Origin of the sequence: Micromonospora sp. NPDC005220, assembly GCF_040607895.1 — a bacterium.
In the GTDB taxonomy this organism is placed as follows: domain Bacteria; phylum Actinomycetota; class Actinomycetes; order Mycobacteriales; family Micromonosporaceae; genus Micromonospora.
In genome coordinates this window covers 23,564-35,661 of sequence record NZ_JBEXHP010000061.1, presented here as the reverse complement: position 1 = coordinate 35,661, position 12,098 = coordinate 23,564, and the positions used below count along the sequence as shown (strand labels likewise).

At 72.6% G+C, this 12,098-nt stretch carries 11 protein-coding genes; 7 read left to right on the top strand and 4 right to left on the bottom strand.

Features of this window, described 5'->3' with window-relative positions; all coding sequences use genetic code 11:
• A partial coding sequence (locus tag ABZU52_RS21365; protein ID WP_354972746.1) for a DUF1775 domain-containing protein occupies positions 1-551 on the bottom strand: 551 nt, incomplete at its 3' end.
• A 189-nt stretch (positions 552-740) separates the two neighbouring features.
• On the opposite strand from ABZU52_RS21365, the gene thrS reads away from it, so the two are divergent.
• On the top strand, positions 741-2,750 hold the full coding sequence (thrS, locus tag ABZU52_RS21360; RefSeq protein WP_354972745.1) for a threonine--tRNA ligase: 2,010 nt from the start codon (positions 741-743) through the stop codon (positions 2,748-2,750).
• Between the two features lie 32 nt (positions 2,751-2,782).
• Here the strand turns inward: thrS and ABZU52_RS21355 are convergent, their stop codons facing one another.
• Complete coding sequence (locus ABZU52_RS21355) at positions 2,783-3,511, bottom strand: D-Ala-D-Ala carboxypeptidase family metallohydrolase (protein ID WP_354972744.1); 729 nt, start codon at positions 3,509-3,511, stop codon at positions 2,783-2,785.
• 178 nt (positions 3,512-3,689) lie between these two features.
• Here ABZU52_RS21355 and ABZU52_RS21350 point away from each other — a divergent pair, with 178 nt between their 5' ends.
• Entirely contained in the window at positions 3,690-4,202 is a 513-nt protein-coding gene (locus tag ABZU52_RS21350; protein ID WP_196930193.1) for an HIT domain-containing protein, read from the top strand.
• Between the two features lie 44 nt (positions 4,203-4,246).
• On the opposite strand, the gene ABZU52_RS21345 is transcribed toward ABZU52_RS21350, so the two are convergent.
• The gene (locus ABZU52_RS21345) at positions 4,247-4,729 is read right to left on the bottom strand and encodes a hypothetical protein (RefSeq protein WP_354972743.1); all 483 of its coding nucleotides are present in this window, start codon (positions 4,727-4,729) and stop codon (positions 4,247-4,249) included.
• A gap of 98 nt (positions 4,730-4,827) precedes the next feature.
• On the opposite strand from ABZU52_RS21345, the gene ABZU52_RS21340 reads away from it, so the two are divergent.
• On the top strand, positions 4,828-5,886 hold the full coding sequence (locus ABZU52_RS21340; RefSeq protein ID WP_354972742.1) for an aldo/keto reductase: 1,059 nt from the start codon (positions 4,828-4,830) through the stop codon (positions 5,884-5,886).
• 383 nt (positions 5,887-6,269) lie between these two features.
• On the opposite strand, the gene ABZU52_RS21335 is transcribed toward ABZU52_RS21340, so the two are convergent.
• Positions 6,270-8,426: an elongation factor G-like protein EF-G2 gene (locus ABZU52_RS21335; RefSeq protein WP_354972741.1), complete on the bottom strand. Its 2,157-nt coding sequence runs from the start codon at positions 8,424-8,426 to the stop codon at positions 6,270-6,272.
• Positions 8,427-8,674: 248 nt separating this feature from the next.
• Here ABZU52_RS21335 and pgsA point away from each other — a divergent pair, with 248 nt between their 5' ends.
• The 4 genes from pgsA to ABZU52_RS21315 all read left to right on the top strand — a co-directional run bounded on the left by pgsA (position 8,675) and on the right by ABZU52_RS21315 (position 12,045).
• Positions 8,675-9,304, top strand: coding sequence for a phosphatidylinositol phosphate synthase (pgsA, locus tag ABZU52_RS21330; RefSeq protein ID WP_354972740.1), 630 nt, complete (start codon positions 8,675-8,677; stop codon positions 9,302-9,304).
• A gap of 46 nt (positions 9,305-9,350) precedes the next feature.
• Positions 9,351-10,283, top strand: a complete 933-nt coding sequence (locus tag ABZU52_RS21325; RefSeq protein ID WP_354972739.1) for a phosphatidylinositol mannoside acyltransferase — start codon at positions 9,351-9,353, stop codon at positions 10,281-10,283.
• A gap of 16 nt (positions 10,284-10,299) precedes the next feature.
• Positions 10,300-11,460, top strand: a complete 1,161-nt coding sequence (locus ABZU52_RS21320) for a glycosyltransferase family 4 protein (protein WP_354972738.1) — start codon at positions 10,300-10,302, stop codon at positions 11,458-11,460.
• A gap of 81 nt (positions 11,461-11,541) precedes the next feature.
• Entirely contained in the window at positions 11,542-12,045 is a 504-nt protein-coding gene (locus ABZU52_RS21315) for a hypothetical protein (RefSeq protein WP_354972737.1), read from the top strand.
• Positions 12,046-12,098 lie beyond the last annotated feature (53 nt).

Genomic DNA, 12,098 nt, shown 5'->3' with positions numbered 1-12,098 from the left:
GGACCCGCCGCGCCGGGCGCCGCCGGCAGCAGGGTGAGCGCCGGGGCCCGGTGCGGACCGGTGGCGTCCGCCCACCGCACCACCGTGCCATCGGCGTACGTCTGGACGACCTCGAAGGTGAGCCGCTCGGCCTGCGGCATCGGCCCCATGGAGAGCGCCAACCGGGCCGGCCCGGGGTCACTCGCACCGACCCGGACCCAGGTCACCGCGGTGGTCACCGTGCTCACCCCGGCGGAGTGGATGCCGGCCACCGGCTTGTCCAGGGTGCGCGAGCTGATCCGGGGCGCCCAACCGTTCACCGACATCGGGTAGACCTCGGCGATCGGGGCGTCGGCCGGCAGCCGGACCTCGATCTGGTTGGTCTTCGTGCCGGCCCGCTCCTCAGGGACGCTGAACTCCAGCCGTACCGCGTCGCCCTGCCGCGCCTCGGTCGGGGTGGTCGCCACGTCCGCCGCGTACGCCGTGCCAGGCCAGAGCAGCAGGCCGGCGGCGGTCACCGCGGTCGCCGCCACGATCCGCCGCCGACGGCCACCGCCGTACGTGCTCGCCATCTCGTGCCCCCATCCGTGTCGACGCGGCCGGCACCGGTTTCCGGCCACACCTTCTAGTTCGGCTGCGAGGCGCGAAAGGTTCAACGTCGGCGGTAAGCAAGGTGCCGTTCCCGGTCGGGGGCGGGGCGACCGATAGCATCGGCAGGAGCCGAGGATCGGCACCGTTTCGTACCGCTTGGAGGAGTCACCGTGTCCGCACCCCGTACCCCCGCCGTGGCCGACCCTGTCGTCGTCGCCGCCGGGACGACGGCGGCCGACGCGGTGGCCGCGGCCGGACTGCCCGCGAACGGCCCCAAGGCGATCGTCGTGGTCCGCGACCCGCAGGGCCAGCTGCGCGACCTGGACTGGACGCCGGCCGAGGAGACCGTCGTCGAGCCGGTCAGCCTGGACTCGCCGGACGGGCTCAACGTGCTGCGGCACTCCACCGCGCACGTCCTCGCCCAGGCCGTGCAGGACATCTTCCCCGAGGCCAAGCTGGGCATCGGGCCGCCGATCGAGAACGGCTTCTACTACGACTTCGACGTCGACAAGCCGTTCCAGCCCGATGATCTCAGCAAGCTCGAGAAGCGCATGCAGGAGATCATCAAGAGCGGGCAGCGGTTCCGTCGCCGCCGCTTCGGCAGCCTCGACGAGGCGCGCGCCGAGCTGGCCGACGAGCCGTTCAAGCTGGAGTTGATCGAGGTCAAGGGCGAGGGCCTGGACACCGACGAGGTGATGGAGGTGGGCGGCGGCGAGCTGACCATCTACGACAACCTCGACGCCAAGGAGGACAAGGTCTGCTGGTCGGACCTGTGCCGGGGCCCGCACCTGCCGACCACCCGCCTGATCGGCGCGTTCAAGCTGATGCGCTCGGCCGCCGCGTACTGGCGCGGGTCGGAGAAGAACCCCCAACTCCAGCGGGTGTACGGCACCGCGTGGCCGACCCGCGACGAGCTCAAGGCGTACCTCAAGCTGTTGGAGGAGGCCGCCCGGCGCGACCACCGCAAGCTCGGCGCGGACCTCGACCTGTTCAGCTTCCCCGACGAGATCGGCTCGGGCCTGGCGGTCTTCCACCCCAAGGGCGGCATCATCCGCCGCGAGATGGAGCACTACTCGCGGCGGCGGCACGAGGAGGCGGGGTACGAGTTCGTCAACTCCCCGCACATCTCCAAGGCGCAGCTGTTCCACACTTCCGGGCACCTGCCGTACTACGCGGACACCATGTTCCCGCCCATGCAGCTGGAGGGCGCGGACTACTACCTCAAGGCCATGAACTGCCCGATGCACAACCTGATCTTCAGGTCGCGGGGGCGGTCGTACCGTGAGCTGCCGCTGCGGATGTTCGAGTTCGGCACTGTCTACCGGTACGAGAAGTCCGGTGTCGTGCACGGCCTGACCCGGGTCCGTGGCCTGACCCAGGACGACTCGCACATCTACTGCACCCGCGAGCAGATGGCCGGCGAGCTGTCCACCCTGCTCAGCTTCGTGCTGGACCTGCTGCGCGACTACGGGCTGGACGACTTCTACCTGGAGTTGTCGACCCGCGACGACTCGCCCAAGTTCATCGGCGCGGACGAGGACTGGGCGGAGGCGACCGAGGCGCTGCGGACCGCCGCCGAGACCTCGGGTCTGGAGCTGGTGCCCGACCCGGGCGGCGCGGCGTTCTACGGGCCGAAGATCTCCGTGCAGGCCCGCGACGCGATCGGCCGGACCTGGCAGATGTCCACCATCCAGGTCGACTTCAACCAGCCGGAGCGGTTCGGGTTGGAGTACCAGGCCGCCGACGGCAGCCGGCAGCGGCCGGTGATGATCCACCGGGCGCTGTTCGGGTCGATCGAGCGGTTCTTCGGGGTGCTCACCGAGCACTACGCGGGCGCCTTCCCGGCCTGGCTGGCGCCGGTGCAGGTGGTGGGCATCCCGATCCGCGAGGACCACACCGACTACCTGCACGGCTTCGTTGCCGCGCTGCGGGCCGAGGGCATCCGGGCCCAGGTGGACGCGGGTGACGACCGGATGCAGAAGAAGATCCGGACGGCTCAGCAGCAGAAGATCCCGTTCATGGTGATCGCCGGTGACGACGACGTGGCCGCCGGCACGGTCTCCTTCCGCTACCGCGACGGCTCCCAGCGCAACGGGGTGCCGATCGCCGAGGCGGTCACCCACGTGCTGGACGTGGTCAGCTCGCGGGCCAACATCGGCCCCTCCGCCGCCGCGGAGTAGCCCGCGGCGGCGGTGCCGCCTGGCGGCGGGTGTCAGACGCCGCAGTTCGGCGCTGACCAGCCGCCGACCGCCGCAACGTGGGTGTGGTCGTTGTGGTCCGGGTAGCCGGGGCCGAGGATCTGCCCGAAGCCGTGGTAGCGGGCCTGCTGCGCCAGCCGGCAGAACGACGGGGACCCGACCAGGTCCACCCCGTCGCCGTACAGGTGTCGGCTGTTCGACGCGCCGCCGACCGCGCTGTTGCAGGCGTAGCTGCGGAAGCTGCTGCTGATCGCGATGGACACGTCCCCGAGGGCGTGCCGCATGGCCTGGAGTTTCCACATCGAGACGAGCGCGTTGAACCGGGCGGTGCTCGCCGAGACCGCGCCGCCGGACCAGTCGCTGTTGCACTTGTTCAGCTCGGGGTAGCTGAAGTTGGCCGGGGTGCAGTCGTCGTCCTGGAGGGCGTAGAGCCGGTTGAACGTCTGTGGGCCGGCGATGCCGTCCGCGGGCAGCCCGTACGCCTGCTGGAAGCGGATCACCGCCGACCGGGTGGCCGGGCCGTACGCGCCGTCGAGGGTGAGCACCGCGCCGTAGCCGGGGTAGCCGGCGACCCGGATCTGGAGTTGCCGGACGTCCTCGCCGGACGCCCCCTGGGCCAGGGTGCGGCCCCAGGTGTAGCAGCCGTCCGCCTGGGCCGCGCCGGCGGTGAGGGTGACGCCGGCCACTGTGGTGGCGGCGGTCAGCGCAAGTGTCGCGAGGAACCTGCCGAGCCGTCGGAACATGGAGCCCTCCATCAATAAATGGAAGTACGTGGATGCATGGAAGTTTCATGGTTCTGGTGTTGACCAGTCAAGAACTTGCAGTGCCGGGTTTTCCCGACGGCGGGTGTCGCGGCCTGCCCACCGGGCTCCGTAGGATCGGCTCGTGACAGGGGCGGAACGGCACACGGACATCGACGGCATGGCGGACGGCCTGGAGCGGCTCTGGACGCCGCACCGGATGACCTACATCTCCGGCGAGGACCGCCCCGCCGAGGGCTACGAGAAGCCCACCGGCTGTCCCTTCTGCCGGGGGCCCAAACTGCCCCCGGAGGAGAGCCTGGTGGTGGCCCGGGGCGAGCACGTGTTCGTGGTGCTCAACCTCTACCCGTACAACCCGGGGCACCTGCTGGTCTGCCCCTACCGGCACGTCGCCGACTACACCGACCTGGACGTGCCGGAGACCACCGAGCTGGCGTCGTACACCCAGACCGCCATGCGGGTGATCCGCAAGGTCAGCAACGCCCACGGCTTCAACCTGGGCATGAACCAGGGCGGGGTGGCCGGCGCCGGCATCGCCGCGCACCTGCACCAGCACGTGGTGCCGCGCTGGGGTGGCGACGCGAACTTCATGCCGGTGATCGGCCGCACCAAGGTCCTGCCGCAGCTGCTCGGCGACACCCGCGACCTGCTCGCCCGCGCCTGGCCGTCCTGACCGCCGCCGGCCGCGCCGGCGGGGCGGCGCCCGCACCGGTCCGGCTAGTCGGCGCGCAGCAGCGGGGTCAGCTCCGACCAGCTCTCCACCCGGTGTACGCGGGGGAGCAGCGCGGCGTGTGCGGCGACCTCGGCCCGGCGGGGCCGGAACAGGAAGCGGTGCGGCACCGAATCGAGGTAGCCGAGCACCTCCCGCTTGTCGTCCACGAAGTGGGTCAGGCCGAGGCGTCGAGCGATCGGCGCCTTGTCCGGTCGGGTGCGGCAGAAGTGCACCCGCTCGACCAGGATGCCGGTGCGGGCCGGAAAGTCATGGTGGGCCAACCACTCCCGGGTCCGCCGCTCGGTGGCCTCCCCGCACTTGGACACCAGGTGTACCTCGTCGAACGCCGGGCCGAGCGCCGCGAGCGCGTCGAACGCCCCGACGACGGCCGGGGTACGCAGGTAGTGCGCGCCGAAGAAGGACGTGTCCGCGTTGTCGTCGGCCGGCTCGATGATCACTCCGCCGATGTCCACACCGAGCCGCCGCATGGCCTTGATCATGCCGCACAGTGACCGTCGGCGTGCACCCGCGTGGCCGCCCGCCGGATCTGCTACGCCCGGCCCGGCGGAGGTGGCACGATCGGCCGATGGCAGTCACGACACGGATGTTGGGGCGCAGCGGTATCGAGGTCAGCGCCCTCGGCATGGGGTGCTGGGCGATCGGCGGGCCCTGGGCGGAGGGCACCCAGCCGTTGGGCTGGGGCGCGGTCGACGACGACGAGTCGGTGCGGGCGGTACGCCGGGCACTCGAGCTGGGCATCACCCTCTTCGACACCGCCGACACGTACGGGGCCGGGCACAGTGAGCGGGTGCTCGGTCGGGCGCTCGCCGGTCGCCGCGACGACGCCGTGATCGCGACCAAGTGGGGTTACACCTTCGACGAGGCCGCTCGGCAGGCCACCGGCGAGGACGCGTCGCCCGGGTACCTGCGCAAAGCCGTGACCGCCTCGCTGCGCCGGTTGAACACCGACCGGATCGACCTCTACCAGCTGCACCTGGCCGACCTGTCGGTGCCGAGGGCGCAGGCGCTGATCGGGACCTGCGAGGACCTGGTGACCGAGGGCCTGATCCGCGCGTACGGATGGAGCACCGACCGCCCCGACCGGGCCACCGCGTTCGGAGACGCCGCCCCCGGCGCCACCGCCGTGCGGCACACCCTGTCGGTGCTGCGCGACGCCCCCGAGCTGCTCGCCGTCTGCGACAAGTACGACCTGGCCAGCGTCAACCGGGGTCCACTCGGAATGGGGCTGCTCACCGGCAAGTACTCGGCCGGGTCGACCCTTCCCCGCGACGACGTACGCGGGTTGGCCCCGGGCTGGTTGGAGTGGTTCCGGGGTGGTCGGCCGGCACCGGAGTGGCTGCGCCGGGTCGGCGCGGTCCGTGCCGCGCTCACCGCCGACGGGCGCACCCTCGCCCAGGGCGCGTTGGGCTGGATCTGGGCGCGCAGCGGCCGCACCATCCCGATCCCGGGCTGCCGTACGGTCGCCCAGGTCGAGGAGAACGCCGCCGCGCTGCACCGGGGTCCGCTGCCGGCGGACCAGTTCGTCGAGGTGGAGCGTCAGCTCGCCGCCGTCCGCACCGCGGCCCTCCGCGACGCCGACCGTCCCCACCGGCCCCGCCCCACCCACCCCACAGTCCACCCGTAAAACCCCACCCCGCCCCGCTCCCACTCACCCCCGCGCCCCGCGCCCCTCGCCCCCTGCCCCGCCTGAGCGCGTCGATCATGCAGTTGTGGTGCCTCGCGAATCGGGCATAGGTGCTCGTTCCGCCCACCACAACTGCATGATCGACCCGCAAGCCACCCCCGCCCTGCGCCGACCTTGCACTTCCTGCGGGGACTTATGCCGCGACAGCGACATAAGGGCGACCAAAGTGCAAGATCGCCGGAAACACCTTTAGTGAGACAGCCCCTTAGCGAGACAGCCCCACCAAAGCTGCAAGATCGCCGGGCCGGGCCGGGCCGGGCCGGGGCGAGGCTTGGCGCGGCGGGGCGGGGCGGGGCGGGGCTTGGCGGGGCGGGGTGTGGGGATTAGGGGAGTTGTTCTTTGCGGGCCTGGTCGGCCAGGTGGGCGGGCATCGGGTCGTGGCGGACGAAGTGGCGGCGGAAGGTGCCGGTGCCGGCCGTCATGGAGCGCAGCTCGACGGCGTACCGAAGCAGTTCGGTGGCCGGCACTTCGGCGCGGACGAGGGTGCGGCCCTCGGCGTCCGGGTCCGGTTCGGTGCCGAGCACCCGGCCGCGTCGGCCGGAGAGGTCACCCAGCACGGTGCCCACGGAGCCGTCCGGTACCCGGATGGTGACCTCGTCGATCGGCTCCAGCAGGGCCGGCTGGCCCCGCTCGGCGGCGTCGCGCAGGGCCAGCGCGCCGGCGGTCTGGAAGGCCGCGTCGGAGGAGTCGACGCTGTGTGACTTGCCGTCGACCAGGGTCACCCGCAGGTCCACCACCGGGTGCCCGGCGACCAGCCCGCGCTCAAGCTGGGCGCGGACGCCCTTCTCCACGGACGGGATGTAGTTGTGCGGCACCGCGCCGCCGACCACCCGGTCGACGAACTCGAAGCCGCTGCCCCGGGGCAGCGGCTCGACCTCGATGTCGCAGACCGCGTACTGGCCGTGGCCGCCGGACTGCTTGACGTGGCGGCCGTGCCCCTTCGCGGGCACGGTCAGCGTCTCGCGCAGCGACACCTTGACCGGCTCGGTGTCCAGCTCGACGCCGCCGGCGCGCAGCCGGTCGAGCACCACGTCGGCGTGCGCCTCGCCCATGCACCAGAGCACCAGCTGGTGGGTCTCCGGGTTGCGCTCCAGCCGCAGGGTGGGGTCGCCGGCGACCAGGCGGGCGAGGTTGCGGGCCAGAGCGTCCTCGTCGGCGCGGCTCCGGGCGACGATGGCCACCGGCAGCAGCGGCTCCGGCATCTCCCAGGGGGCGATCAGCAGCGGGTCCTCCCTGGTCGAGATGGTGTCGCCGGTCTCGGCGCTGCCCGACTTGGTGATCGCGCAGATGTCGCCGGCCACGCAGGCCGACACCTCCCGCAGGGTGGCGCCCAGCGGGGTGTAGATGTGCCCGACCCGCTCGTCGGCGTCGTGGTCGGGGTGCCCGCGGTCGGTCAGACCGTGCCCGGAGACGTGCACGGTCTGGTCGGGGCGCAGCGTGCCGGAGAAGACCCGGACCAGCGAGACCCGACCGACGTGGCGGTCGACGGTGGTCTTGACCACCTCGGCGACGAGCGGCCCGGCCGGGTCGCAGGTCAGCGGCGGACGAGGCGAGCCGTCCACCCCGGTCACCGCGGGCAGCTCGTGCTCCAGCGGCGACGGGAACGCGGAGGTCAGCACCTCCAGCAGCACGTCCAGCCCGACACCGGTGTGGGCGCAGACCGGCACCACCGGATAGAAGTGGCCTCGGGCGACGGCCTTCTCCAGGTCGTCGATGAGCACCTCGTCGCTGATCTCCTCGCCGTCGAGGTAGCGGTCCATCAGGGTCTCGTCCTCGCTCTCGGCGATGATCCCCTCGATCAGCTCGTCGCGGGACTCGTCGATGGCCCGCTGGTGCTCCGGGTCCGGGTCGCGGACGTCGGCGGGCAGCCCGGCGCTGTAGTCGAAGACCCGGCGGGTGATCAGGCCGAGCAGACCTTCGGTGGACACCCCGTCGTCGCCGAGCATCGGCAGGTAGAGCGGCATCACGTTGTCGCCGAAGAGGCGCTGGCAGAGCGCCACCGTCTCATCGACGTCGGCGCGGGGCTGGTCCAGCCGGGACACCGCTACCGCGCGGGGCATGTCGACAGCGGCGCACTCCTCCCAGAGCGCGACGGTGGCCGCGTCCATGCCGCCCGCCGCGGAGACCACGAAGAGCGCGGCGTCGGCGGCCCGCAGACCGGCGCGCAGCTCGCCGACGAAGTCGGCGTACCCGGGGGTGTCCAGCAGGTTGACCTTGATGCCGTTGTGCAGCAGCGGCGCGCAGGACAGGCTGACCGAGCGCTGCTGGCGTACGGCCGCGGGGTCGTGGTCGCCGACCGTGGTGCCCTCGACCACGGTGCCGGCGCGGTCGATCGTGCCGGTCGCCGCGAGCAGGGCCTCGACCAGTGTGGTCTTGCCCGCCCCGGAGTGCCCGACGAGCACCACGTTGCGAATCCGCTCGGGCTCGGTCACCACCGGCGTGCCGCCGGTGGAACCCTTCTCGTGACTCTTCTGCGCCATGGGGCGCACCTCCCTCAGCCGGTGGTGGTGGCGACCGCCGCGCGACGGGAAGCGGCCCGGGCGAGTGCGCGGCGATATCCTCCGGTGGTCTGCTGCACAGCGGGAACGGGACGGGCGGATGGGTGAGCTGGCTCACCTCCCGGCTCGATCTCACACCCGTTGCCGGGTAGGCACAAGCCTCCCCCAGGCAGGTCGGCGGGACCGTCCGTATCGGCGGAGCTGGGCGGACCGTTATCGTGGGGACCGCCATGGCGAAGATCTTCCAAGTGTCGGCCCGCGCGGGGATGACCCGCGTCGTCGAGCCGATTGCCCGCGCCCTTCTGCGCGCGGGCGTCACCCCCAATGCCGTCACCGTCGCGGGCACCGTTGGTGTGCTCGTCGGCGCGCTCGGCTTCGGTGCTCGCGGCCACCTGGTCGCGGGCGCGTTGATCGTCACCCTGTTCGCGCTCACCGACCTGCTCGACGGGACGATGGCCCGGATGAGCGGTGGCTCCACCCGGTTCGGCGCGTTCCTCGATTCAAGCATGGACCGGGTCGCCGACAGCGCCGTCTTCGGCGCGGTCGCGTACTGGCTGGCCACCCAGGGCAACTACTCCGGGGTGGCCGCCGCGTTGGTCTGCCTGGCCGCCGGCAGCCTGGTCTCCTACGTGAAGGCCCGCGCCGAGGGGCTGGGCATGACCTGCAACGTGGGCATCGCCGAGCGCACCGAGCGGCTGCTGATCGTCGGGGTCGGCGGAATCCTCACCGGCGTCGGCGTCGATCCCGCCCTGGAGATCGCGCTCTGGCTGCTCGCCGCCGTGTCGATCTTCACGGTGGGGCAGCGGATGACGCACGTCTACCGCCAGGCCCAGCAGCTCCAGCCGGACGGCCAGCAGTGAGGGGCGTGCCGACGGCCCGGCGTCGGGCGACCGGCGGCCGAGTCGCGTGAACCTCACCGAGCTGGGCTACGTCGCCGGGTGGCGGGTGGTCCGCGCGCTACCCCGGCCGTTGGTTGCGGCGGCGTTCCAGGCGGGCGCGGACCGCGCCCACCGCGCCGGCGGCGGGGGTACGGCCCGACTGCGCGCGAACCTGCGCCGGGTGGTCGGCCCGGACCTGCCCGACGCCGAGCTGGACGATCTCGTCAAGCGCGGGTTGCGCTCGTACGCCAGGTACTGGATGGAGGCGTTCCGGCTGCCCACGTTGAGCCGGGCGCAGATCCTGTCCGGGTTCCGGCTCGACGGCGCGGAGTTGCTCGCCGCCGACGTGGCCGCCGGCCGGGGCGCGGTGGTGGCGCTGCCGCACGCCGGCAACTGGGACGCCGCGGGCGCCTGGGTGGCGGCCACCGGTTGGCCGATCACCACGGTGATGGAGCGGCTCAGGCCGGAGGGCGTGTACAAGCGTTTCCTGGCGTTCCGAGAGGTCCTCGGGATGGAGATCCTGCCGACCCACGGTGGGCCGCGCCCGGCGTTCGACGTGCTGCTGGACCGGGTCCGCGCCGGTGCGGTGGTGCCGCTGCTGGCCGACCGTGACCTCTCCGCCCGAGGGGTGGAGGTGGACTTCTTCGGTGCGAAGACCCGGATGCCCGCCGGGCCGGCGTTGCTCGCGCTGCACACCGGCGCGCCGCTCTACGTGGCCTCGATGTGGTACGAACCGGACGCCGCCTGCGCGTCGCTCGCCGGCCCGCTGCCGGTGCCGGGGCCCGAGGAGGGGCCGCTGGACCAGCGGGTCCGGTCGCTGACCCAGTTGATCGCCGACCGTCTGGCCGCGGGTATCGCCCGGCATCCGGAAGACTGGCACATGTTGCAGCGGATGTGGCTGGACCAGGCACGGTCGGGGGAGGGCACACCGCTGTCCTCGTCGGCCCCCGGCCAGGCCTGAGGAGGTGGGCTGACACATGCGGATCGGCATCGTGTGCCCGTACTCCTTCGACGTGCCCGGTGGGGTGCAGAACCACGTCATGGACCTCGCCGAGGCGCTGATCGCGCTGGGCCACGAGGTCAGCGTGCTCGCGCCGGCCGACGAGGATTCGCCGCTGCCGGAGTACGTGGTGTCCGCCGGGCGTGCCGTGCCGCTGCCGTACAACGGGTCGGTGGCCCGGATCGCGTTCGGCCCGGTGTCGACCGCGCGGGTACGGCGGTGGATCACCAACGGCGACTTCGACGTGCTGCACGTGCACGAGCCGCTCACGCTGAGTCTGTCGCTGCTGGCGGTGCTCTCCGCCCGTGGCCCGGTGGTGGCCACGTTCCACACCGCGATGACCCGTTCCCGGGTCCTGGCGGCCGCGCAGGGTGTGCTCCAGATCGTGTTGGAGCGGATCACGGCCCGGATCGCGGTGAGCGCGCTGGCCCGCAAGGTGCAGGTCGAGCACATGGACGGCGGCGCGGTGGAGATCCCCAACGGGGTGGCGGTGGCCAAGTTCGCCGACGCCGAGCCGTTGCCGGGTTGGCCGGGGGAGTGTGCGGCCGGCACCGGCGGCACGCTCGGCTTCCTGGGCCGGTTCACCGAGGCACGCAAGGGCTTCCCGGTGCTGCGCGACGCGTTCGTGGCGTTGGCCGCCACCCGGCCCGGTCTGCGGTTGCTCGTCGCCGGCCCGGGTGACCCCGACGACCTGTACGACCAGTTCCCCGCCGACCTGCACGAGCGGATCACCTTCCTCGGCCTGGTCAGCGAAGCGGACAAGGCGCGCATGCTGCGCAGTGTGCACCTGTACGTCGCACCGAACACCGGCGGCGAGTCGTTCGGCATGATCCTCACCGAGGCCTTGGCGGCGGGTACGACGGTGGTCGCCAGTGACCTGGACGCGTTCCGGCGGGTGCTCGACGGTGGGCGGGCCGGTCGGCTCTTCCCCACGGGTGACCCGGTGGGGCTGCGTGACGTGCTGGGCGAGCTGCTGGACGACCCGGCCGGGCGGGCCACGCTGAGTGTCTGCGGCGATCAGGTGGTGGCCAATTTCGACTGGCCGGTGGTTGCTCGTCGTGTGCTGGAGGTATACGCGGCGGCGATCGAGGCGACCGACGGGCGGGTCATCGACCAGGAGTGGGAGGGGCTGGGCTGAGCCGGTGTGACGGATGGTGCGGTGGTGACCGGTGGGGCCGGTCCGGCCGCGCCCAATCGGACGAAACGGAGCAGCACTACGATGCCGCACATGTGGTGGGTGGTGGCCGCGAGCGTGGTCGTGGGGCTGGTCGCGGCGTACCTCATCTGGACCGCCGGCCGGGTCGAGCGGCTGCAGGGCCGCGCGGAGCTGGCGGCACGGGCCCTCGACGCCCACCTGCTGCGCCGCGCGGCGGCGGCTGCGGTGCTGGCCGAGCGACGTTTCGGCGTCGAGCTGTACGCGGCCGCCCGGATCGCCCTGGACGCCAGCCCGGACGAGCGGGAGGCGGCGGAGAACGACCTCACCCGGCAGCTGCGCGGCGTCCAGTTGGACGCGGCCGACCCGGACTGCGCGGCGGTCATCGCCGCCAGTCGTCGGCTCGCGTTGTCCCGGCAGGTGCACACCGACCTGGTCCGGGACGCCCGTTCGGCGCGCAGCCGGCCGCTGGTGCGCCTGTTGCGGATGGGGCGGGGCCGGGAGTGGCCGCGCTACTTCGACATCGACGACCCGACCCTCGTGGTGCCGGCGGACGTTCCCGCCGCCTGACCTCCGACGGTCGTCGCCCGCTCTCCAGCGGGCACGGGCGGGCCGGTGACCAG